Origin of the sequence: Flagellimonas rhodophyticola, from assembly GCF_049332665.1 — a bacterium.
Lineage (GTDB): Bacteria > Bacteroidota > Bacteroidia > Flavobacteriales > Flavobacteriaceae > Flagellimonas.
The window spans coordinates 1,422,792-1,447,339 of sequence record NZ_CP186326.1 but is presented as its reverse complement, the minus strand read 5'-3'; the positions used below and the strand labels follow the sequence as shown (position 1 = coordinate 1,447,339).

The following is a 24,548-nucleotide window of genomic DNA, read 5'->3' as shown; positions in this document are numbered from 1 at the left end:
TTTTGGTTAGCAATTATTCTTCTCGCAATGATTCTATGACCTGGACCTTCGCTGCTCTTAGCGCTGGTATCAGTCCTGCAAGTGCTCCAGCAAAAACAAGAACCAAAACCGTAGAAAAGGCCACATTAAAATTTACTGATGGATTTTTTACATAATCTATTTGCACATGTGGGCCCAATATTTCTAAAAGGGTCATACTAAAAATTAAACCGGAAAATCCAGAAATGGCCGTAACAAAAATAGCTTCATGTAAAATCATCCCAACAATAGACCATGGCTTGGCACCGAGGGCTTTGCGAATACCTATTTCACGTGTACGTTCTTTCACAACAATGAGCATAATATTGCTCACTCCCACTACTCCCGCAATTATGGTACATCCACCCACAAACCAAAAAAACAGTTTCATGTTGTTCGTAATACCATAGTATCGCTTTGCTTCCTCCATGGCACTCCATACATCAATGGCGGCCTCGTCATCGGGCGCAACGGTATGGGATTGTTGTAAATAGGACCTTAGATCGGCTTTGAACTTCACCGCTTGTGCCACGGCTTGATCAAAGTTTTCCACTTCAGGAAGTGTATAGGATAAATTGTTCACTCTATCTCCCCCATTAAAAACGCGCTGCGCTGTTGTGATAGGAATATAGATACGCTCCTCTTCACGATCCTGCATTTCTCCAAAAACTCCGACTATTTTAAAAGGAATTCCAGAAATATCTATGAATTCCCCAACAGGAGAATCAACTTCGGTAAAGACGTCTTTTTTTATTTTATTACCTATTACGGCCACTTTACCGGTGGAGTTTTCGTCTTGGAAATTTATAAAGCGCCCTTCCCTCATTTTAGGACCTTCAATGAACTGAAAATCTGCACCAACCCCTTGAACACTGTACACAAGGGATTCTTTGCCGTAATTCACGGTAATGTTTCGAACAAATATTCGTGGAGATTTATATTCGACGGTCTCTTTGAACATGGAAGCTGTGTTCTCGAAGTTGTCGTTATTAAAACGGATACGTCTTCCTGGATTAAGACCTTTGAATTCTTTTGAAGTTACTCCTGGCCAAGCCCATACACTGGTTGTGGCATCTTGCTTGAATTCGTGCTCAATACCATTTCTCATTCCCTGGCCAAAACCTAATAGAATTACAAGAATGAAAATACCGGAAGCTACCGAAAGTCCGGTTAAAAATGTGCGTAGCTTGTTCTTCCTTATGGTGTCAAAGATTTCTTGCCACCTTTCAATGTCGAACATAGTGGTTGGTGTTTGATGATTGATGAAATACGTTACCGTACCCCAATATGACAAAAATTCCGCCAGAATGTTACACTTTAAAGGTAAAAAAAGTGTTAAAACTTTAAAAATATGTCAGTTACGAAGCTTTTTATACACGAAATAGAAGAGACCTCCGATCAAAATATAAGGAATTGCCATTAGGTAAACGATTCCATTATTGATTCCTTCAGCCGTCTCACCTCCGACTTCACTTTCTACAACTGCACGACACATGGCACATTGTGCCTCGGCAATTTCAGGCAGTAATACAAAAACCAATAGGAGTATGAAAAATCTAGTCTTCACTGTTCAGGTCAATATTGATAATAAGGTGAAATCATAAGGTACACAATAACACCCGTTACGGCCACGTACAACCAAATAGGAAAAGTATACTTTGCCCACTTCCTATGCGCTACATAATTCTCCAAGTATCCCTTTGAATAGGTAATCAAAACCAAAGGAATTACCGCAATTGAAAGTAAGATGTGCGTAAGCAGAATAAAGAAATAAATATATCTCATCGTACCTTCTCCACCATAAGGTGTGCTTTGGGAGGTCATATGATAGGCAACATACATAACCAAAAACAATGCAGAAAGTATAATACAGGTCGTCATTAACTTTTGATGTATACTTCTTTTACCATTTTTAATAGCTATCACAGCTGCTATAAGTAAAATAGCTGTAAGCCCATTTATTGATGCATAGATCGGAGGTAAAAATGTTAACGGTTTGGCATCAGGTATCTTGTACATAAAAAGTAGCGCCACAAGCAAGGGAACAGCTATAGAAACGGCAGTTATCCACTTTTTGAATTGCTTTTCATTGGCTGAAATGGCTTCCTTCATTCTTCTAAAAGTAATTTTTTAATATCCTCTTTTAACATTGTTATCTGCTGTGCCTCGCCCTCGGCATTAACTCCTTGTTTTTCTGTAATGGTACCGCGGTAATATATCAAAGGATTACCGTATTCATCATTTCTGGAACGAATGTAACCTTGTTTATCTACCAAAGCGAACATTCCTGAGTGCTCAAATCCACCAGGAGCATCTTCAACTTCATTGGCAACAATATAGAATCCTTCTTGTGCCAGTTTATAAATAGTATCTCGGTCCCCGGTTAAAAGATGCCAATCCTCATCATGAATTCCATACTTCTGTGTATATTTTTTTAAAATGGATGGAGTGTCGTAACGCGGATTTATAGTGAATGAAGCAACTCCAAAATCCTCATAATCTTTAAAGGTATCTTGAAGCTCTACCAAGTTTTTGGTCATTATTGGACAAATGGTGGGGCATGTGGTAAAAAAAAACTCGACCACATATACTTTGCCCAAATAGTCCTTGTTGGAAACCAGAACGCTATCTTGATTCAAAAATGAAAAGGCGGGTACTTTCCTTTTTTGTCCATTCCCAACAATAAAACCTAATTCTTTTTGCGGAGCTTGAACACTCATTCTGTCATTTTCCACAATATCACCTTCCTTGAGCTTTTTGGTCATTTCGTAGACAGCAAAGACTCCAAATACCAGGATAACGGCAGATATCCATACGTAGTTATATTTCTTTTTCTTATTCGCTCCTGTCGGCATTATTTTTCTTTAGGGCAAGACGATATTCGGCTAAAATAATCTTAACATCATCTTCCATTTTATTGTTTAATTCGGCAACTGAAGTTGTATTAAATCCGTATTTGACCCCTTCATCTTCGTCATCATTTCTGCCTCTAAGGCTCAAATCTTTATCGATGATAAAAACGTACGGACTCCCCATATCCTCCTCTAATTGAATTCCCGTCTTCAAGCTATCAAAAAAGGAAGCAATTTCCGTGTGGGTTCCAAAAGCGAAATGCCATTTGGTAACATCAGAAAACTCTCCAAGTTCCTTTTTTAAAGCAGCGGTCTCATCTTCCGTTCCCTCAGATGCGATCATAACCAACTGCAAATCTTTAAACTTCCCAAATCGCTTGTAGATTTTTTGATTTAGGTTGAAGGCATTGCCTTTTCTCTTTTCGATATCATTACCCAAAAACCCAAGTATGGTAATCTTGTCTCTTAGTTTAACATTGCCTTTGAAATCCGATAATTCTTGAAGATTTGAGGTAAGAATGGGCAATTTTCCAAAGTTGTTCACTCCCGATGCAAAGAATAAATAAGCCACCAAAGGAAGTATAAATAGAACAACTAAAACAAAAGTCTTTTTCATTGGAATTTGGATTGTACAAAAATAAAAAAGACGGTTATAAAACCGCCTTTTTCATTTGTTAATACTTTTCTAGAAATTCCAGGATAAAAATCCATCCTTGAATATATTGTAAATGTAATCTGCTTCAAATAACAGAATGAACACTAGATAACATATAAGGAAGATTGGTGTCCAGACAATAGCTCTTCGCAACGAGCTTCTCTCATCACGCAAGTGCATAAAGTCCCAAGCAATGTAGTATGCTTTTACCAAAGTCAGAATGATGAATATCCAGTTAAGGAGTTTCATTCCTATAAAATAGTTTTGGGTTAAAACCTCAGGTTTAAAAATCCCTAAAACAACCTCTACCGCCGTAACGATGGAAAGAAAAATCAATACTCCCCAAATCTTTTGGATGTTGTTCTTAAACTTTACTAGTCCTCTAAAAATTTCTAGTTTATGTTCGTGTGCCATTATACTGTAATTGATTGGATCCCTACTCTTGCAGGAATAACATAAAATTTATACCAAATAAAAGAATGTAAATACAAAAACCCATACTAAATCTACAAAGTGCCAGTACAGTCCAACTTTTTCTACCATTTCATAATGTCCGCGACGCTCATATGTGCCTAGGATGATATTGAAGAAAATGATAATATTTATAAGTACTCCTGAGAATACGTGGAATCCGTGGAATCCTGTAATGAAAAAGAAAAAGTCTGCAAACAGTCGACTTCCGTATTCATTATGAATTAGGTTTGCACCTTCGACAACTTGGGTTACATTGTTGAGTTTAGCTAATGCAACCTCTCTTTTAAAAATTGCTTTTTCGCCTGTTTTGTCAAGATTAATGTAGTTTCTTTCTAAATCTTCAAGCTCTGCTATATCTGAAGGTTCATCAGATCCCCTCAATTTTTCAACATTGGGAATAATTTTTTCCGCCCGCATCATTATACCAGGATTAGACTTAAATCCTGCAACCACCTCATTGACAGAATATGAAGTTTTGTAGCCTTCATCCATAAACCATACACCCTCACTCTTTTCATGCTTGATTCTATCTTCTGGTAAAGCTTTTGAAAAATCCGCCAATGCAGCTCTTTCTCCGGTTTCGGCATCTACGAACTGAAGTATTCTTCCACCTTTGGTCTCTACAGCTCCATAATCACCTTTTATAAAGGTTGCCCACTCCCAAGCCTGGGAACCAACAAATATGGCACCCCCAATAATTGTAGCGAACATGTACCAAATAACCTTATTCTTTTTCATCTTATGTCCAGCATCTACAGCAAGTACCATAGTCACAGATGACATAATCAAAATAAAGGTCATGAAGGCAACATAGATCATCGGGTAGTTTCCATGGAAAAAAGGAACGTGGGTAAATACCTCATCGGCAATGGGCCAAGTTTCAATGAACTTGAACCTTGAAAAGCCGTAGGAAACCAAGAAACCAGAAAAGGTCAAGGCATCCGAAACAATAAAAAACCACATCATCATTTTTCCGTAGCTAGCGTTCAGTGGTTGATTTCCACCTCCCCAAACGCTTTCTTCTGTACCGGTAGTCACGGTTGTACTCATATTAAAAAGGTCGTTTTAATAAAACTTTCACAAAAATACATCTTTTGACGTATTCGAAAAGATAAAGTTGAATGAAAACTGAATGGATTCAAATTTATTTTACGAAATACATAAATAGTATTAGATACACCCAGAGAAAATCCAAAAAATGCCAGAATGTGGCTCCAAGTTCTAATCCCAACATATTTCCGGGCATATATTTTCCCCTCAACTGCTGCACCAATACAACCAAAAGTGAAATAATACCCGCCACCAAATGCACAATATGTATGGCGGCAATCAAAAACACATAGGACATTTTAATGTTACTGGTTGGTCCAGTAAAATAATATCCGTTATCCAACATTTGGGAGAACCCCATAAACTGGAGGATTATGAATGTGATTCCCAAGACCAGGGTTATCACCAATAGCAATGTTCCTTTGGATTGGTCATTTCTGCCTACTGCCAATTTAGCCAAATAGTAGGTAATGCTACTCAAAACTATAATGGCCGTGCTGATAAAAAAAGCTTGCGGCAATTCTAAGTCGCTTATCCAATCTTCACGTTTACTGCTCACAATATAGGCACTGGTCCAACCGGCAAAGCCCATAATCAAACTTCCAATACCGAACCACAGCATCATTTTTTTGGCTCGGCGTTTCTTTACTTCTATATCTACTTCGGTTAAATCCATAGTCTAGCTGACAAACTTGTCTATTACGTATACAATTTGAATAAGAGAAATGTAGGTAACACTGGCCAACATTAGCCTTCGTGCTGATGCATTATCTCGATTTTCATATAATTTAAATGCAAATATCAGCATTACCAACCCCGAAAGCAACACTATTACCGCTGCGGGAATGGATAAATGTAATCTTCCTGTAAAACCAAATGCCGGCATGATTGAAATCACAATCATCCAGATGGTATATAAAATTATCTGAAGTGCAGTTCCAGCGTCTTTTTTGCCCGTAGGTAACATTTTAAATCCGCCGCGTTTGTAATCGTCATCCAACATCCATCCTAAAGCCCAAAAATGTGGAAATTGCCAAAAAAATTGAATCATGAACAAGGTTCCAGGCTCAATACCAAACTCATTGGTTGCTGCCACCCAACCCAGCATAAATGGAATAGCTCCGGGAAAGGCACCTACAAAGACCGAAAGTGGTGTCTTAGTCTTTAAAGGGGTATAGACACTGGTATACAAAAAAATAGAAATAGCCCCAAACAGTGCCGTTTTGGGATTAAGCATATAAAGCGCAATCACCCCTATCAAGGTCAAGGAAACAGCAATAAACATTGCCCTTTGAGCCGTCATTCTTCCAGAAGGAATAGGGCGGTTCTTAGTACGGTTCATTAACGCATCCAAATCCTTTTCAATAACCTGGTTGTAGGCATTGGAGGCCCCAACCATACAATAGCCACCAAAGGCAAGCAATAAAACTGACATTAAATCAATCTGTGAAGCACCTAAAAAATAGCCGGCAATGGATGAAAAAACCACACTGACAGCCAGTCTGGCTTTAGTGATTTCCTTAAAATCGGCAAAAGTCAAAGACAATGAAATATTTTTTACGGAACTTACGGTGGGTTTCATCCACAAATTCAATTGGCTGGCAAAGATAACCTCGCTCTATCTCATTTCCAACCTATTGTCTGTCTTTATGTTATTTTTGAAAAAGCTATACGTCTTATTACTTAAAATCAAACCTAAAACCATAGCCATGCGTGCATTAACATTCTCCCTGATATTTCTTTTCACATTTTCAATATACAGTCAAGAGGTCACCATTTCGATTGATACCTTAAACCAAAACACCTTTATGTTAACTGGTAGAGGAGGAAATATTGGAGTTTACGTTGGAAATAATCATGTTTTTATGATAGATGACCAGTTTGCTCCATTGAGTGATAAAATCAAAACTGCCATCTCCACATTGACCAGTAAGCCCATTACATATTTGGTAAACACCCATATGCACGGTGACCATACTGGCGGGAATATCAATTTCAATACTGAAAACACCACACTGGTTGCACATGATAATGTTCGTAAAAAACTTGAGACCAAAGGCCTGAAAAATGTTTCGGAAAAGAAAATGAGTCAAGAGGATTATGAAAAAAGTCTACCAGAAATCACATTTTCGGAGGGTATGACATTTTATGATGACAATGAAACCATCATGGCTCTCCATGTTCACAATGCGCATACCGATGGGGATACCATGATTTATTTTGTGAACGAGAATATCTTGCACATGGGTGACACCTATTTTTCTGGACGCTACCCGTATATTGACCTAAACAATGGTGGTAGTATAGAAGGTTATATCGCAGCCCATAAAAAAGCACTAATGGTCATCGACGAAAACACCAAGATTATACCTGGTCATGGAAGGCCTTCGAATAAAAAAGAATTGAAGAATTATGTGATGATGTTGTCGGAAATACAGGCCATTGTTCAAAAGGAAATCGATGCAGGAAAAACTTTGGATCAAGTTAAAAGTAATACCTCACTTTTGTCCCAATACGACGCCACGCATGGCAATGGTTATATAGACCCTGAAAAAATGAGGGTGACCCTTTATAAGAGTTTGAAAAAGTAATAATACGTCTCAAGCATTCTATTCGCTAATTATAGTGTAGAGTGATGGATTAGCTTTAAGTCCTTCCGTAGGAAGAACTTCCAGTTCTTTTGCCATTTTCCGACTTGCTTCAGTAAATGCTTTTGGACTTTCCCAGACCGCTACATTGATAAGCTCAAATTTGGCATCATCCTTTATCGATTTATGTAATTTAGTAGAAATGTAACCAGGTTGTTTTTTAAGAAAATCTCTGCAAGCTTCCCAATATGCTACCGATTCTTCCAATTTTCCACTAGGCACTTCAAATGGGTTTATTAGTATAATGTATTCTGAATTTTTGACATCCATGGACGATTTGTTTTTAGGTTTTCCCTCGCTAATACAAGAGGATAAATTGATTAACAAGAATGCTATGAAAAATGATCGCAAAATATTTATTGTTGTATACATAATTTAAGTTTTAAGACATTCTTTTTAAAGTGTTTTCTTTGGTCAAGATGTAATGTTTTACAACTCCCAAAACATGAAGTACTAACAATATCATCATAATGTTAGCTAATAATCCATGGGCTTTAAGTGGCGCAATATTCTCTCTTTGCAAAATCAATTCGGATGTACCAGATTTTAGAGCATCCATATAACCGCCAACGGACATAGCAACTAGTCCAGCTATTGATATCGCAACCAACAGAAAATAAAACGTATTGTGAATCCAAATGGTTAATCTATCATTGAATTTTGAACCAGTTTTCAAGTCTTCAGGGCGTTCTGATTTAAAGAATAAATAGCTTCTAACAAGTGTCAATACCAAAACGATGATTCCTAATATTGCATGAATCTTTACAAAACCCATTTTATCCGAAGCTGAAAGACTTTCCATGTATTTTCCTAGAGGAAACAAGCTTATAATTAGTATTGTAGTCAACCAATGTACTGCGATGGTTCCCCTACTGTACTTCTTTGTAAAATCATTGTTGATCTTTACAACCTCCATGTGATTTAATATAATTTGCCTTAGCAATATTTGTTATGACAAATATATAGAAAAAATTTATTTAGTTAAGTTTTCTAAGATTTTTTTAGAAGTATCATTAAATTCCACAACTTCCTTATCACTTAACCCTTTTGTTGCTTTCTGCAGAATCTTAACAGCCAGAGGCTCTACCAAATCACGTATCGCCGTTCCTTCTTTTGTTATGGAAATTTTCCAAGTTCTTCTGTCATTGGAATCTGCTTGTCTAACTGCCAACCCTTTACTTTCAAGCTTATCAACTATTCTTGTAATGTTAGCATTGTCTTTAAATGTCAATTTCGCAACCTCTTTCTGAGTTAAACCGGAATTCTCATTTAATCTGTTCAAAATTGCCCATTGCTCAGGGGTAACATCAATGTCGTTGTTTTTTATAGCGGTATTTAATTCTCTTTTTAGTAAAAGAGCCGTCATGTTAATTAAATATCCCGCAGATTGATCTAAAAATGAATCCATGTTATTTGTTACGTAATTAGTTAACATGACAAATATAAAGTCAATCATTATAAGTATACTACAAAATTTTAGCAAGGTTGCTTGGTTGCTCTTTTTGCATAACCATTCACCTACTCTCGCACTTATACACGCTTTTACCTTAACATAAAACGCTAAAAGGGAAATACATAACAGCATTCGGGAAAAATCTGCAATCTAAAAGGCTAGTCCTCCGATTACTTTTGTTTAAACAAATTATTAATCTTAAATATTCTATTATGGAAACTACAATACAAGAACAAGAATTATTGACAAAAGCAAACCAAGTAACCGATCTATTGGCGGAAGGAAAATTTATTGAAGCAATGGAAAGCTACCTAGCTGATGATGTACAACTTTTTGAAGGAAACAATCCTCCAAAGGTGGGTAAGGAATTTTGTCTTGTTGAGGAACAAAAACTACTGGACACGGTAACTGCCTTTCATGGCTACAATGTAATCAGTGGTCCAGCGGTAAAAGGAGATACTACTTTTTATGAAGCCGTAATGGAATTTGATACCAGCGATGGTACAAAACATCGATTTGAGCAGGTTGTGCGCACACAATGGAAAGATGGTAAAATCATAAATGAGCGCTACTATCACGCTTAATCCGATAGGTACCCATATAACAAAAAAAGCCCTAGTTTTTCAACTAGGGCTTTTCCTATTCCTGCCGCAACAGGAACATGAAATATTTTACTGAAGCTTAAAAGTAATTGGAATACTAAAAGGAACTTTTACCGCTCTACCTCTTTGTTTACCAGGTGTCATTTTTGGTAACTTCTGAATAATACGAAGTGCTTCTTTTTCCAAGTTTTTGTCCGGTCCACGCATTCTAATATTTCCGATACTTCCATCTTTCTGGATTACAAAGATTACGTTTACCCTTCCTTGAACTCCCATTTCTTGGGCAATTTCTGGGTAACGGAAGTTTTTACGGATATGCTTCTGCATCATCTCCTGGAAACATGCTTTCTTATTACTTGATCTTTCACAACCAGGAAAAACCGGTACATCTTCAATTACTGCAAATGGAACTGAAATATCTTCATCAACTTCTTCCACTTCTACGTCCTCAACCTCCATAACTTCTTCTTCCTGACTAGTTTCGGTAGATTCGATAACTGTTTCTTCAACTTCTTCCTCATCTTCAACAACTTCAATTATCTCAGGGGCAGCTGGCGGTGGTGGTGGTGGTGGTGTCTTGATTTGCTCCGTCATTGGCACCTCTTCGTCCAACTGATCCTCAACATTCATCGAGATATCATAATCATTGCTCTTATCATATTTCTTCCACTCCATGGCTCCATAAACCAACCCCAAAACAGCTGCTAACCCTATCACAAAATAGAGCGAACTGTTTTTTCCTACATCTGCTTTTGGATTCTTTTTTAGTTCCATCGTTTTGATTTTAGTATTTGCTAATTTAATATTTAATTGGTTAAATAAACAATTAAAATTTCCATTTTAACGGCCTTTCTTTAGAAAAATACCATTTAATTAAGCCAACTCCTACAATTGCCCCAAAGGTATTGGCCAGAACGTCACCAAATTCTGCCATTCGATCGCTGGTTAAAGTGTACTGTAAAACTTCCATAAACATACCATAGAAAACTGCAATAAAACCCATTAAAACCATTGCTGTTCCCAGTCTCATACTTCCCTGTGTGCGTTCCCTTAAGAATAAACAACCCAAAATGGCAAAAACCATATAAAACGTAAAATGGATAACCTTATCGGCATAAGGAATTCTCAATTTGCCGGCATCAAAATCCAGTCCTGAAAAAGAAAATAAGCTGAGCATTGTAATAAACAATATCCAGCTTATAAATAAAATGGTGTAAATATTAGTTTTAAGCACCAATCAATGCCTTATAATCTTCGTCACTCATCAACCCATCGACCTCAGAGGGGTCACTCATTTTAATCTTGATCATCCATCCTTCTCCGTAAGGGTCTGAATTTACCTTTTCAGGTTCATCTTCAAGCGCCTCATTAAATTCAATTATTTCTCCACTCAAAGGCAAAAACAAATCAGAAACCGTTTTTACGGCTTCAACGGTACCAAATACCTCTTCTTTATCTAAAGTCTCATCCAAAGTTTCCACCTCAACATAAACAATATCACCCAATTCGCCTTGGGCAAAATCGGTAATCCCAACTGTGGCAACATCGCCATCAATCTTTACCCACTCGTGATCTTTGGTATATTTTAATTCTGCTGGTAAATTCATAGTTCCATTTTGTTTAAGTACGCTGACAAATGTAACAGATATAGCATAGCTTTTCAAGTAAATTATTCAACAAAATTATGGTCTTTAAAAAGAGGGTAATCCTAACTCAGGGGATTAATTCCCAAAGTTATATCGGAAGGTAAAGCCTGCATTGATAGTAGTCTGCGGAAAGGCTGTGGATACCGCAAATTGTGAAAAGGAGTGGTCGTAAAAGAACAGGGCATTCAAATTTTTGCTCAATGCATAATCCGCCGTGAACTTAATCGACATTAATTTCTGACCCGAAGTGATCTGGTTATTGTCAATATCCAAATTTCGAATTATGGTAAGGTTATCCCGTAGGGATAAATCAGCCTTTAAGTTCAAATCTCCTTTGAATCTTGTTTTTTCGCCACCAATATTGGCAACAAATTTTACATCCTTAAATCTGTATCCCAAGCCCAACGTATATTCTTTACCGTTGATTTCGGTCAACAAATTATTATCAAAACTCAATGAAAGTGTTCTATCGGTGCGCACCTCAGCTAAGAAGCTAAAGGAGTTTTTCATCTCAAAATCCATCCGTACCAGAGGATTAAACTGATCCGTCAACACCACATTGTTTATGATGTTTTCAGGCAGAAAATCTCCCGTTTCTGGGTCTGTTGTAGAGTTTTGACGTTCTAAATTAGTTTGAAATGAATTGATGCTATAAGCCGCTCGATACCCATGACTCACTGAGAAACGCTTGAATTTCTTTTTGAACCATCTGTTCTTCATCAAGCCGGTATACTTTATATTCCAATTTGGGATTGGAATTTCACGGAAAGCATCAAGGTTTACCCGATCTACATCCTGTCCTGTATATGCAGCAAAAAATGCAGGTAGTAACACCTCTTGTTGCGTCTTGCCATATTGTTCTGGAAATCCATCAGCATCCAAAGTTCCAGGATTCTGTCCTCGATCAGAAACCAATCTATTTGCTATGGTTATCCTGTTCTCTTTGAATTGCTCAAAAGTTTTGGAATCGAACTCATCGCTCTTGTTGAAAACCGTTCCAATCATCACCGTTGAAATACTGAAATTTCCATAAGTGTTTGGAGTGAGAGATTTATAGGGTTCATCCAAATCGGTTATATCAATTTCAAAATTCTCTTGAAGACTACTAGAGAATTGTCTGTCCGCTGTAAAATCTATGGTCAAATCCTGTGTCGGCTGCGCCGTTGCTGTAATATTCAACTGTCGATTTACATTCTGCATAAATTGAGAGTTAAATTCAGAGAAAGTGGTCAACCAACCGTTTCTGGCAGCTTGAAAACGAATATCAGCTTGACTTCCAAAAACAAAGCCCAAAGTGGGGCGGGTAGTTCCTATGAATCCAATGGATTGTGTATATCCCGGAAGCACAGTACCTCTATTCTCGCTATAGTTTACATTAATCCGCTTTACCATGGTCAAAATATCGACCAAGGTGTTGAAGGTTTTACTCGTTTTCTTAGGTGGTTTTTGGTCTTCTGCACCTGACGCCGGGTTCCCTGCTTTATCCCTTCGTATAGCAGCTTGGCCCGCAGTAACTTTACCCGTTCTCTTTTTCAATCCCAAAAAGTCGTAGAATCGCTGCATGGTCAAATTACCCGTTAGGTTATGCGTACTTGCATTTTGGACAGTATTTATTTGAGCATTCGGGTCATTTAATTCTATTTGGGCAACTTCTGTTAAGGCATCACCACCACGCTGCCAATCAAAATTACTGGTGTAGGTATATTGTGCGTTGATGAAATTCAAAAATGGAATTTTCTCGAAAGGAAGCTCATAGTTCAACTGCATTTGCTGCGAATGTCGGTTAGGTTCGCCCACATCGAAAAACCCATCCCATAAATCCAATTCTTGATTGATTCCGGAATCGGAATCTCCATCGAGATTAAAATAGTTTCGGACAATGTTATTGTTGGATCCTGTCAGATTCAATCGAAGTGATTTGGTAAGATTGTAGTTGAGTGCATATTGCCAATTGAACAGGTAGTTTCGTTGTTGCAATAAAGGCAAAGCCAATGCATCAACCCCTGGCTCCAAAACATCTCTAAAACGTTGCTGATTGAATGATCTATTGATATTCGCGTTTACCGATAAACTGGTCGGCAACACATTAAAGTTAAGTTCTTTAAGCCATTGCCAATATTTTCCCATCAAAAGGGAATCATTTTTAACAAATGGGGCAACTGTTGCAGGCTTAAAATTGTGATTGTAAACAAATCCGGTATTCACATTCTGATCCCGTAGGTCTGCCACTTCAAAATCCCTATGGTTGGTTTCATTATAGGAGTAATTAAAGGTGAAATTTTCCACATCAAAGAAGTTCTCTTTAGCCTCTTCACCTCTATTCTTTCTAACCCCAATAAGGTTTACGCTTGTTCTTTTGGTATAATCTTCTGCTTGCTTACGAATAGTTTCCGCATCTTCCGGTGTAGTTGCGGCAGCAATACGATCATCCAATTTAAGGTCATCATAAACAGGATCAAATTCTGGAGTAATCAAGGTTTCAGAAATTCCATAGTTAAACGGAATTTGTATTCCCCATTTTTTTGGCAGCAATTGACCTACATTGACATTGGTCACAACATCATATGCAATTGCGTCCTCCCGAGAACGTTCGTTGGGCATTTGATCAATGGATCCGAAACCGGAAGTACTTCTGCTTCCAGTGGCCGTTACATTGGCAAAATCTGCCATATTTGCATCTAAAGCAGCTATTGCGGCCCAACCTCCGTTGTTGTCCAAACCAGCCAAACGCAATTCGTTGAACCAAACTTCTCCACGAGCCGGAAGGTCGTCAATATTCTTTATACCCACCATCATTCCTCTTAGACTTCCCAATGAGGGATTTCCTCGAATTCCAATACGTAGTCTCCCCAAGGTCCTTGGATCAAACTCATTAACGGGAACGGCTTCACCATCCACAATTTCGTAATAATTGATTTGGTCAAGACTTTGTTCTGCAATACCTCTTGACTTCACTTTGTTCAAATCATTTAAATCAATATCGATTTGATTGACATCGGGCCAAATCTCATCAGCAGAAGTTACATTGAAAGAAGTAAACTGCAACGGAAGTTCTATTTGATAGAAGTTTTCCGAGAAATCGGTACCTATTCGAAGGAATCCGACCAAAGGAGTATCATCATCAGAATAATCTCCATTTAATATTTTTTCGGCATGCATGAACATTTTGATTCGCTCATACTGCCTTACATCCATATTCACATTTTTGAACACACCACGGGAATCCTGAGACTCAAGATTCTCAACCACAAAAGATAATGACTGCTCATTCTGACGAATAATGGTATTGTTATTATTCAATTGTTCCCTGATTACCCCTGGAGGCAAAACGTAGGGTATGGGTTGTCTACCAAAATTCTCTTCAATATTGACGGTATTTACATCGGTTACAGTACCATCATCAGAAGGATCGTTATCAACATCGGGTTGTAATGAGTTGGTATAGGTTCTCCAATCGCCACGCACCAAATCCAACGTTGCAAAACGAAGTGCCACATCATTGGAGAAACCTGTGAGGTACATTCGCATAAAACTCACAGAGCGGAAGTCGGTAATACCACCAACAGCATCAGAGAAATCACTCAATGGAATTTTATATTGAATCCATCTTCGGTTCAGCTGGGTACCATTCGGAAGTGTTGGTGTTAAACCTTCGCGAATATCTGTCACATACTGATCATCAATGGTTGTGTTTGGTCTGATTTGAATTCGATATTCAAAGTAACTGTTTACCGTGTTCATTGTTAAATCCCTATCAATATCCTCTACATCAGGTAAAGTGGTGGATCCCCGATTGGTATTGGTAACCGCGACTGGTGAATTCCCGTCCGGGTTGTTGAAGTCAAGATAACGCTCCAAGATGCTTCCCTCACGGTTTAGATAGTATTGATAGTTGTCCAATGCCGGATCTTCGGCAGGACCATTATATATAGCGGCTTCTTCAGTATCATCCAATCCGTCGAAGCCAATATCCTGTTGGCTACGGTTGGTTTCATCAGCATCAAAAGCATACACCAGAGATTGTGTGGAAGGCACTTCTCCCCATATGGTTTCTCTTGGTATTTCATTGTTGGTACTGGCCGGAAGTCCGTTTTCATACTGCTTACGTCCATCTCTTAATACGTCCTCAGAGATATTTCCAAGGTTCAATACCAGTTCACCAACATTGCCATCGGTGGTTTCGCCATCAATGTAAGGATCTAACACCCAAAATTGAACAAATTCTACATTGGATTGCTCAAAGTTTGTACTGCTCAACGGACGCATAATCCCAGCCCATTTGTCTTGAGGCGTTTCCCCCGCAAAGTCTGGATTGGCATTGTATGGTCCTTTTTGATTTGGGTAGTATACTAAATCCAAGGTCCCTTGAACTTGAGTTTGTCCTTGAGCAATATCAGTCTCCGTAAATATTTCATTGATAAATACCCTACGGGTAGAGTTCAAGGAGATATCATTATCGGACAATCCAGTTGGTCTTTGGTTGGTGTAAAAAATCGGGTCGATTGTATACCACGCCATTTTTGCACGTTCAAAACCTACATCAATATCGGTTCTATCCTCTAAAAACTCAACTGGCGGACTTGCCAATGTCCATCCCAGCGATGAACGGATATCAATCAATGCCTGGGCACCTTCAAAATCATCTATATAGGTCGTAGTTTCTCCTTGAAAGTCGGCATTCTTCGGAGAATTGGGCTTTAAAACAGCAACTTCACCTCGAATAGAAAGGTTGGAAGGAACATCTGTATCAATGTTAGGCAGTTTATTGGCCAAACGGGTCAAAAACGGAATTTCGGTGCTAAAGTTCCCATTTAATCCAAAAATAGTATTGTTTACCGGCTCAACTCCAAAGTTTGATTTTTGGGTCAACGGTCGCTCGTTCAAATTCAATAGGGTTCCTCCTAAAACAAAGTTTTCATTGAATTTATGTTCTACGTTAATTCCTGTAAATCTTCTTGTTTGCTGGCCAAAAACAGCATTGTTTTCAACAGAGATATTTATTGGTGTATTTGAGGCTTGCAAACTCGGGTCCAAAATCTGAACTGTTCCTGCTTGGTAGTTCACAGTATAATCAATTCCTTCTTGCAGTTGTCTCCCACCTGCTGTAACTCGCACAGATCCTCTAGGAACATTGAAAGCTCCTATGGGAATACCATTATTTCCTTCGGATTTATATCGTCCTTTTAATTGAAAGCGATTCTTTTCCGCATCTTGTAAAGAGGCGGCCTTAGTCTTGGCATACATATTTCTGAACACATACCGCTGTTGGTTTGCGTCATATCCCTGGTCATTTTCCACATCATAAGTTCCTCCTCCAAGGAGATTAAAAAGATATTCGCCAAAAGGTTCTACTTTGGTGAAAATAATTCGCCCAGATTGGGTATCAACAGTAATACCAGGAACATAATCGAAGAAACCATCCCCTCCAGGCTGCACATCGTTATAAACATTCAAACGGTCCAGGTTGAAGACCTCCAAAAGTATCCGTTCCTCTAATGGTTTTCCTGTTGCCGAAATAGCAGAAATAGGAAAGGGCACTTCATTTCCTTGATCATCACGGGCAGGGGTAATATAGTTTCGAGGAGTAGGGTCTGAGTATAAAATATTCAACTTGAAATCTTCTTGACTCAACTGAAATGCCCCAGTAGAATAGATGTTTTTCATCATCAAATCCCAAATAGGATCTTCTACATTGGTAATGTTACTCTTTAGCAATTTCAGAATCAAAGTATTGTTCTCGATAATTGGGTTTACGCCTCCTGAAACGGTTGTAGCATCAATTCCCCCATTTGCAAATTCACCCACTTGAAATACCTGTCCATCAATAGTATACTGAAATGCCACACCCAATACCTCATCATTACTCAATCTTTGGTTTAATGAGATATAACCTAATTGGGCATCGAACTGATAATCTCTTCCAATCTCAAGTTTTCGGGCATTTTCTAAAATGGCATAATCGAATCCCTGGTTGACTTGATATCCGGGAATGTTAAACCCTTGTTCTACGGTAGCAATATCCCGTATTGATTGGGTAAGGGCTCCGGCACCAACCTGATTTGGGTCAAAGTCGTTTGCTTCATTTTGAGGATATCCTGCTGCAATGGCTGCTGGGTTAAAAAAACCAGCTGGAGCTCCGCCATTGATTCCGATTCGGGTTCTACTTTCAACGGTTTCACCCAAATCTTGGATAGCAACGACATTTCTGACATTCAAGGTTTGCTGGTTTCGGTTGGTCACCCAAACCTCAAGCCTGGTTATCTGGACCTGACTTCTAATAAAGGGATAGTTTTGCAATGCTTGGTCATAGTTATCCCTAAAGTATTGTGCTAAGAAAAAGTGCTTGTCCTCATCATAATCCAAGGCTGTCAATGAAAACTCATTTAATGTTCCCCCACCTTGGGCAACAACCGTATTGTTCTGTGATCTTTGTTCTGAAAACACTGCAGTAACGGTGGTCCTTCCAAATTGCAATTGCGTTTTTACACCAAAAAGACTTTGCGCACCTGAAATCAATGAACTGTTGAGGGGCATGTTCACATTACCGATTTCTATTTTACGCAATATATCGTCTTCATCAGGGGTATAATCCAATTTCACCAGATTCTGAAAATCGAACGTGGCTTCGGTATCGTAGTTGGCAGTTACCTGTAAACGCTCTCCCACTTTCCCCAATAAACTCAAACTGATTCGTTGGTCAAAATCAAGTGAGCGATTAACACGGTTTCGAGGTGATAGCGCCGGATTGTCATTTTTTTGCCATAAAAAACCTAAATCCATGGCAACAGAACCTTGCGGAATTACTTCAATGCTATTCCCGCCGAAAACAGATTCAAAGAAATTGTTGTTCACATAAAAGTTCGGCAGTAAATTTTTTCGTGCTTCTTCCGAACCTTGCTTCTTACCTACAAAAGCGTCTATCTTTTGTTTGAAATAAGATTTCATTTGCTCTTTCTGAACAAGGTCGTAATACTGTGCTGGAGTAAGTATTGTTGGATAGGTAATATTAAAATCTCCAACGCTTTCGGTGTAAATATAGCGATTCAACTGAGGGTCGTAAGTGTACTTTGCTATAATACTATTGGGGTTCTCCAAAACCAATCGCCCAAGTGCAACACCCGTTTTCACAGAATCTTGTTCTTGAACATCAGTCTCCTGCCCTATGCCTGTGATAGTGGTCAAGAAACATATAACAAAGAAAAAGTGCCTAAATCTTATTGATCTAAGTATTGGTTTTGCCCCTCTTTTCAAACTAGTTACAAATTTTTCAGCGCCAATTTAATAATGTCCTCAACGCTTAATGTAGGATCTTCGGATAACACCTTGTCCACAACCTTTTCAGATTGTCTTCGGACAAAACCAAGAACCTCTAAAGCAGATAACGCTTCTTCTTTGCTTGTATTGTTTGATTGTAGGGAAACTTCACCCATATCGTAGACTTTCAAAATCTTGTCTTTTAAATCAAGGATTACCCGTTGTGCCGTCTTGGCTCCTATCCCCTTGACTGACTGTATAATAGGCACATCTCCATTAGCAATTGCATCTCGAACTTGAACTGGAGATAAAGATGACAACATTGTACGAGCGGTACTTGCACCCACGCCAGAAACCGAAATCAATAATCGGAAAATCTCGCGTTCGGTTTTTTCAACAAATCCAAACAGCGTATGCGAGTCTTCTTTAACCTGCAAATGGGTGAACAATTGAATATTCTCTTGGTCCTTTACCTGTGAAAATGTGTGTAATGAAATATTTAAGAAATATCCAACGCCATTACATTCCACAATAACATATGTTGGGTTTTTTTCGACTAATTTTCCTTTGAGATGGGTAATCATTTTGGGCTATCTATTCTGTTTCCATTTTTGCTTTCTTTCTCTTTTCCCGCTCCTGGGCATCAATGACTGCTACGGCGGCCATATTCACCATCTCATCCACACTTGCTCCCAGTTGAAGTATATGAGCAGACCTTCTCAGCCCCACCATAACTGGGCCAATGGACTCTGCTTTATGCAAACCTTTGAGTAATTTATAGGTAATATTGGCTGATTCCAAATTCGGAAATATCAAGGTATTCACTTTTTTCCCGGCTAGTTTGGAAAATGGGAAATTGTTGTGACATAACTCTTGGTCCAAAGCGAAGTCGGTTTGAATTTCGCCATCCACTACCAATTCTGGATTGGTTTTGTGTAAAATTTCAACTGCCTGTCTTACTTTTTGCGCATTGGGGTGGTTTGAAGAACCATAGTTCGCGTAAGAAAGCATGGCCATCACCGGATTAAAACCAAAAGTACTAGCCACACTTGCGGTCATCTGGGCAATTTCAGCCAAATCTTCGGCATTGGGGTCAACATTGATTGAAGTATCTGCCAAAAACAGTGGACCTCTATCCGTAATCATAATATTTACCGTAGAAGCATTTTTTACTCCCTTGGATCTTCCCAATACTTCAAAAACAGGTTTTAATACTTTTGGATAAGACCTTGAATATCCTGAAATCATCCCATCAGCATCTCCTTCTAAAAGCATCATGGCTCCAAAATAATTTCGCTTGCCCATATTGATTCGGGCGCTGTATTGGGTTTCTCCTTTACGCTTACGAGACTCCCAAAGTCTCATGGCATATCTTGTTCGAATCTCTTTTGATTCGTCGGATCTAGGATCAATAATAGTTACATCGGCGTCAAAATCCAGTTCTTTCATCAATTCTTCAATGACCTCTCGATTACCCAATAAAATAGGAATTGCAATACCTTCATCGTAAACAATTTGCGCTGCTTTCATTACATCCAATAGCTCCGCTTCCGCGAATACAATTCGTTTTGGATTAAGTCTCGCACGATTGTGCATCAGGCGCATTACTTTATTATCGTTCCCAGATCTTTGGTAAAGCTCTTCTTCATATTTCTTCCAATCTTTAATAGGTGCCTTCGCCACTCCACTTTCCATTGCAGCTTTAGCAACTGCCGGAGGAATCTTGGTAATCAAACGCGGATCAAATGGCTTTGGAATTATATAATCCTTTCCAAATGCAAGTCGCGTTGTGTCATAGGCAATATTCACCTGTTCTGGAACAGGCTCTCTGGTGAGGTCAGCAAGTGCCATTACTGCCGCCATTTTCATTTCCTCGTTTATCTTGGTTGCCCGAACATCTAAAGCTCCCCTAAAAATAAATGGGAATCCCAAAACATTATTCACCTGATTAGGGTGATCAGAACGGCCAGTAGCCATAATTATGTCATCCCTAGTTTTACAGGCCAAGCTGTATTCAATTTCCGGATCCGGATTGGCCATGGCAAAAACTATAGGGTCTTTGGCCATGGATTTTAGCATTTCCGGGTTAAGGATATTTGCAATAGAAAGGCCGATAAAGACGTCCGAATCTTTCATAGCCTCTTCCAGCGTATCTATTTTTCTATCACTAGCAAATTCCTTTTTCTCTGGCGTAAGATTCTCCCTGTCACTTCTTATTACACCTTTACTATCCAACATCACTATGTTTTCTGCCTTTGCGCCAAAAGCTTTGTATAGTCTTGTGCAAGAAACGGCTGCCGCACCTGCCCCGCTTACCACAATTTTGACCTCATCCATTTTCTTATTGGCCAATTCAACAGCATTTAACAAGGCTGCTGCTGAAATTATAGCGGTTCCGTGTTGATCATCATGCATAACAGGAATGTCCAACTCTTCCTTCAATCGGCGTTCAATTTCGAAAGCTTCTGGTGCCTTAATATCTTCCAGGTTGATCCCTCCGAAGGTTGGAGAAATAATCTTGACCGTTTCGATGAATTTGTCAACGTCGGTAGTATCCAATTCAATATCAATTCCATCGATATCCGCAAAAATCTTGAACAACAAGCTCTTTCCTTCCATCACCGGTTTGGAAGCTTCTGGTCCAATATTTCCTAATCCCAAAACGGCAGTTCCATTAGAAATAATTGCTACAATATTTCCTTTGGCGGTGTATTTGTATACATCTTCAGGATTTTTTTCAATCTCTAAGCAAGGTTCAGCAACACCGGGCGAATATGCCAATGCCAAATCGCGTTGCGTTGCATATGGCTTGGTGGGAACGACCTTGATTTTTCCTGGCTGGGGTTTGGCATGATAGAGTAATGCTTCCCTTCTTTGGTTTTCTTTGCTCATACCTAAATTTTAGAACAGCTTGTTTATTTTACAAGCTTCAAAGGTATTTAAAAATAAAGGCACCAAAACATTTTGGTGCCATTTATTAAACTTAAACTACTTCAAACAATTCTCTTATTAACTATTCTCTTTTTTCACATTTAAGCGCAGTGCTAAAATTGATGCTATTGCAAAACAGGTTCCAGCAAACAACATCGCATTTACCGAGTTTCCACCCAGCAAATTTTTAAAAATAGGACCGAAGGACAATGTTTGTATTCCCATGGGAATAACAATCATCATATTTAAAATACCCATATAAACTCCCCTTCTCTCCTGCGGGACAATCTTGGAAACCATACTGTACGGAATTCCCATCATAGCCGCCCATCCTATTCCAAACAAAACCATCGGGAACAAAACATAAACGGGGTCGGCAATATGAGGAATTGCAAATAAGGCCAATGCAGTTCCAAATAGACTTATGGCATATACCTTTTTACCTCCAAATTTCATGGTCAATGGCACTAATATTAACGCTACCACAGCAGTCACCACATTATATGTAGTACTCATTTTGGCTGCTTGGGCTGCAGCCTCAGAGGTATCGAATCCCATAGAAGCTCTAAACAAAGGTGTTATGAACTGCCAATAAACAAACAAGGCATACCATTGGAATAGATAGACCGCAGAAAGCTTCCACATAAACTTTGGCATATCTTTAACGGCATGCGATATTTCAATAAACGGCATTTTAAAACGCTCTATGAACGGTAAGGATTTATGTCGATTGATTTCTTCTAATTCTTCATCGCTTGGAGGAATTTCCGGAGTTTTCAACACCGACCATAATATTGTTGCTATGGATAGAAATGACCCTATGAAAAAAGAATAGTATAGCCATTTAGGAATAGTCCCCTCCACTTCTTGACCACCACCGAACCAATCTTGAAATAAAAATATGGATGCATTGGCCAAAAGAATCCCGGCGCCAACAAACAAACTCTGCATTTGATATCCTATACTTAACTGGCTATCGGGTAATTTATCTCCAACAAACGCACGGTAAGGTTCCATAGCCATATTATTACCTACGTCCAAAATCCAAAGTAGACCAACAGCAAACCAAAGGGCGGGGCTCAATGGAAAAGCGAACAAACACAAACTACCCATAATTGCCCCAATCAGGAAAAAGGGTTTTCGACGCCCCCACTTGGGAGACCATGTTTTATCGGAAACAGCTCCTATTATGGGTTGAACAATGAGACCCGTTACGGGTCCTGCAATATTCAAAATAGGCAATAACTCTTCCTCTGCACCTAAAAAAAGGAAAATAGGGTTAATGGCACTTTGTTGAAGTCCGAAACTATATTGGATTCCTAGGAATCCCACATTCATGTTGAATATTTGCCAAAAATTCAGTTTCGGTTTGGTTAGCTTCATAATTCAGGTGGCGCTTTTCAGGTTAAAAAATAACGTGCCAAGTCTACTGAGCATCTGATGAAGATACAGTTTTCTTTAGTGTTTCAATAAAATCAGAGTGATAAAGTGGCGATATCCTCAACGAAAACGATTGAGATTTCACAAAATCTCATTTCAAGAAATTAATATTGCGCTCAAGTCCGGAGAATTTGGTTCGTTTAACAGCAGATTTTTTAAAGATTTTCCTAAAAACATCTTCTGTAATTTCCTCCCAGTCTTTTTTTGACATTGAAAGTAATTCAGGGTTGGGATTAAACAAGGGCTCGTTATGGGATTTGGAAAATCGATTCCATGGACATACATCTTGACAAACATCACATCCGAACATCCAATCATCAAATTTTCCTTGGAAATCTGTTGGTATTTCATTTTTCAGCTCGATGGTGAAATATGAGATGCATTTACTACCATCCACTACATAAGGTTCTACAATGGCCTCCGTGGGGCATGCATCTATGCAAGCTGTGCAGGTACCGCAATGGTCGGTCACAGGAGAATCATATTCCAATTCCAAATCAATAATCAGTTCTGCTATAAAGTAAAACGACCCTACTTGTTGGGTTAGCAAGTTGCTGTGTTTACCAATCCAGCCCAATCCACTGCGAGCTGCCCATGCTTTATCTAAAACAGGAGCGGAATCCACGAAGGCTCTACCATCAACCTCACCTATTTCCTCTTGAATGAAATTTAGGAGGTGCTTGAGTTTATCCATTATCACAAAGTGATAGTCGGTTCCATAGGCATATTTGGAAATCTTATAGGCATCCGGGTTTTGTATTTCGGAAGGATAGTAGTTCAATAAGAGCGAAACAACCGATTTAGAACCTTCCACCAATTTTGTGGGATCCAATCGTTTGTCAAAATGATTCTCCATATACTGCATTTCACCATGCATATTTTGGTTGAGCCATTTTTCCAATCGGGGTGCTTCTTCTTCCAAAAATTCAGCTTTGGAAACACCGCAAGACAAAAAACCGAGGCGCTTGGCTTCGGTTTTTATAAGAGCTGTATGTTTTTGTTTAGAAATCAGTTTACAGTAAACTATAAAACTAAATTACAATTATTTAAGCAAGAATTTGTCCATTTTAATCTTTCGCCGTTTTAGGGCCAATCTCATTTTCCACCTCGCTAATTGAATTTGCCGGAAATCCGCCTTTTTCAGCATGCTCAAGAATTAGTTCTTCATTTTTTGCTTTATACAAACAATAAACTTTTTGATTTGCAACATAGCTATGAAGCCATTCAATTTCAGTGCCCATTTCCGATAGGACCTGATTTGATTTTTGAGATATCCCTCTGAGTTGTTCTTGAGTTAATTCTCCCGCATTGGGAATTTCACGTTCGATTATAAAAGTCTTCATGGTTTCTTGTTTATTCTTGTTTGAATTTATCTGGGCATAACTGATTAACGCCATCAATAAGGTTGCTAAAATGATAGTTGTCCTGAGGATTTTCATATTACATTGTTTTAAAGTTTTTACATTTCAAAACTAAAAAGTCTCCTTAGTGGAGACCGTAACAAAACGTTCTAATACTATAAAAA

23 protein-coding genes are annotated in these 24,548 nt (G+C 38.7%); 2 read left to right on the top strand and 21 right to left on the bottom strand.

Going from position 1 to position 24,548, the window contains the following annotated elements:
• Positions 1–13: 13 nt before the first annotated feature.
• From ACOKFG_RS06465 to cyoE, 9 genes are all read right to left on the bottom strand, one after another.
• Entirely contained in the window at positions 14–1,258 is a 1,245-nt protein-coding gene (locus ACOKFG_RS06465) for an ABC transporter permease (RefSeq protein ID WP_298794131.1), read from the bottom strand.
• A gap of 114 nt (positions 1,259–1,372) precedes the next feature.
• Positions 1,373–1,585, bottom strand: coding sequence for a hypothetical protein (locus ACOKFG_RS06460; protein WP_422862059.1), 213 nt, complete (start codon positions 1,583–1,585; stop codon positions 1,373–1,375).
• Between the two features lie 8 nt (positions 1,586–1,593).
• On the bottom strand, positions 1,594–2,130 hold the full coding sequence (locus ACOKFG_RS06455; RefSeq protein ID WP_422862058.1) for a DUF420 domain-containing protein: 537 nt from the start codon (positions 2,128–2,130) through the stop codon (positions 1,594–1,596).
• Positions 2,127–2,873, bottom strand: coding sequence for an SCO family protein (locus tag ACOKFG_RS06450; protein WP_422862057.1), 747 nt, complete (start codon positions 2,871–2,873; stop codon positions 2,127–2,129). The genes ACOKFG_RS06455 and ACOKFG_RS06450 overlap by 4 nt, the downstream gene beginning before the upstream one ends.
• On the bottom strand, positions 2,854–3,486 hold the full coding sequence (locus tag ACOKFG_RS06445; RefSeq protein WP_422862056.1) for a hypothetical protein: 633 nt from the start codon (positions 3,484–3,486) through the stop codon (positions 2,854–2,856). Before ACOKFG_RS06445 ends, ACOKFG_RS06450 begins: the two co-directional genes overlap by 20 nt.
• Positions 3,487–3,555: 69 nt before the next feature.
• Entirely contained in the window at positions 3,556–3,939 is a 384-nt protein-coding gene (locus tag ACOKFG_RS06440) for a cytochrome C oxidase subunit IV family protein (RefSeq protein ID WP_298794124.1), read from the bottom strand.
• Between the two features lie 48 nt (positions 3,940–3,987).
• The gene (locus ACOKFG_RS06435) at positions 3,988–5,049 is read right to left on the bottom strand and encodes a cytochrome c oxidase subunit 3 (RefSeq protein WP_422862055.1); all 1,062 of its coding nucleotides are present in this window, start codon (positions 5,047–5,049) and stop codon (positions 3,988–3,990) included.
• A 94-nt stretch (positions 5,050–5,143) separates the two neighbouring features.
• Positions 5,144–5,725 (bottom strand): cytochrome c oxidase subunit 3, encoded by a 582-nt coding sequence (locus ACOKFG_RS06430; RefSeq protein ID WP_298794121.1) that lies wholly within the window; start codon positions 5,723–5,725, stop codon positions 5,144–5,146.
• A 3-nt stretch (positions 5,726–5,728) separates the two neighbouring features.
• Complete coding sequence (gene cyoE, locus ACOKFG_RS06425; protein WP_298794120.1) at positions 5,729–6,631, bottom strand: heme o synthase; 903 nt, start codon at positions 6,629–6,631, stop codon at positions 5,729–5,731.
• Between the two features lie 127 nt (positions 6,632–6,758).
• Here cyoE and ACOKFG_RS06420 point away from each other — a divergent pair, with 127 nt between their 5' ends.
• Positions 6,759–7,640, top strand: a complete 882-nt coding sequence (locus tag ACOKFG_RS06420) for an MBL fold metallo-hydrolase (protein WP_299487883.1) — start codon at positions 6,759–6,761, stop codon at positions 7,638–7,640.
• 18 nt (positions 7,641–7,658) lie between these two features.
• Here ACOKFG_RS06420 and ACOKFG_RS06415 read toward each other — a convergent pair whose 3' ends face one another.
• The 3 genes from ACOKFG_RS06415 to ACOKFG_RS06405 all read right to left on the bottom strand — a co-directional run bounded on the left by ACOKFG_RS06415 (position 7,659) and on the right by ACOKFG_RS06405 (position 9,105).
• Positions 7,659–7,967, bottom strand: coding sequence for an antibiotic biosynthesis monooxygenase family protein (locus ACOKFG_RS06415; RefSeq protein WP_298794116.1), 309 nt, complete (start codon positions 7,965–7,967; stop codon positions 7,659–7,661).
• Between the two features lie 112 nt (positions 7,968–8,079).
• Positions 8,080–8,613: a cytochrome b/b6 domain-containing protein gene (locus tag ACOKFG_RS06410; RefSeq protein ID WP_298794115.1), complete on the bottom strand. Its 534-nt coding sequence runs from the start codon at positions 8,611–8,613 to the stop codon at positions 8,080–8,082.
• 57 nt (positions 8,614–8,670) lie between these two features.
• Positions 8,671–9,105 carry a MarR family transcriptional regulator gene (locus ACOKFG_RS06405; protein WP_298794114.1) on the bottom strand — a complete coding sequence of 145 codons (435 nt, stop codon included), beginning with the start codon at positions 9,103–9,105 and terminating at the stop codon, positions 8,671–8,673.
• Between the two features lie 257 nt (positions 9,106–9,362).
• On the opposite strand from ACOKFG_RS06405, the gene ACOKFG_RS06400 reads away from it, so the two are divergent.
• On the top strand, positions 9,363–9,734 hold the full coding sequence (locus ACOKFG_RS06400; protein WP_298794113.1) for a SnoaL-like domain-containing protein: 372 nt from the start codon (positions 9,363–9,365) through the stop codon (positions 9,732–9,734).
• An 87-nt stretch (positions 9,735–9,821) separates the two neighbouring features.
• Here ACOKFG_RS06400 and ACOKFG_RS06395 read toward each other — a convergent pair whose 3' ends face one another.
• The 9 genes from ACOKFG_RS06395 to ACOKFG_RS06355 form a co-directional block, all read right to left on the bottom strand.
• A complete protein-coding gene (locus tag ACOKFG_RS06395) occupies positions 9,822–10,526 on the bottom strand; it encodes an energy transducer TonB (RefSeq protein WP_298794112.1) in 705 nt (234 codons plus the stop codon).
• 52 nt (positions 10,527–10,578) lie between these two features.
• On the bottom strand, positions 10,579–10,929 hold the full coding sequence (locus ACOKFG_RS06390) for a VanZ family protein (RefSeq protein WP_298794111.1): 351 nt from the start codon (positions 10,927–10,929) through the stop codon (positions 10,579–10,581).
• Between the two features lie 49 nt (positions 10,930–10,978).
• Positions 10,979–11,359, bottom strand: coding sequence for a glycine cleavage system protein GcvH (gene gcvH / locus ACOKFG_RS06385; protein ID WP_298794110.1), 381 nt, complete (start codon positions 11,357–11,359; stop codon positions 10,979–10,981).
• Positions 11,360–11,473: 114 nt separating this feature from the next.
• Positions 11,474–18,589 carry a cell surface protein SprA gene (gene sprA / locus ACOKFG_RS06380; RefSeq protein ID WP_422862181.1) on the bottom strand — a complete coding sequence of 2,372 codons (7,116 nt, stop codon included), beginning with the start codon at positions 18,587–18,589 and terminating at the stop codon, positions 11,474–11,476.
• 65 nt (positions 18,590–18,654) lie between these two features.
• A complete protein-coding gene (gene ruvA / locus ACOKFG_RS06375; RefSeq protein WP_299487892.1) occupies positions 18,655–19,236 on the bottom strand; it encodes a Holliday junction branch migration protein RuvA in 582 nt (193 codons plus the stop codon).
• Between the two features lie 10 nt (positions 19,237–19,246).
• On the bottom strand, positions 19,247–21,544 hold the full coding sequence (locus ACOKFG_RS06370) for an NADP-dependent malic enzyme (protein ID WP_299487895.1): 2,298 nt from the start codon (positions 21,542–21,544) through the stop codon (positions 19,247–19,249).
• Between the two features lie 117 nt (positions 21,545–21,661).
• On the bottom strand, positions 21,662–22,966 hold the full coding sequence (locus ACOKFG_RS06365) for an MFS transporter (protein ID WP_298794105.1): 1,305 nt from the start codon (positions 22,964–22,966) through the stop codon (positions 21,662–21,664).
• Between the two features lie 148 nt (positions 22,967–23,114).
• Complete coding sequence (gene queG / locus ACOKFG_RS06360) at positions 23,115–24,035, bottom strand: tRNA epoxyqueuosine(34) reductase QueG (RefSeq protein WP_299488183.1); 921 nt, start codon at positions 24,033–24,035, stop codon at positions 23,115–23,117.
• Between the two features lie 55 nt (positions 24,036–24,090).
• Complete coding sequence (locus tag ACOKFG_RS06355; protein ID WP_299487897.1) at positions 24,091–24,462, bottom strand: DUF4242 domain-containing protein; 372 nt, start codon at positions 24,460–24,462, stop codon at positions 24,091–24,093.
• Between the last annotated feature and the right edge of the window lie 86 nt (positions 24,463–24,548).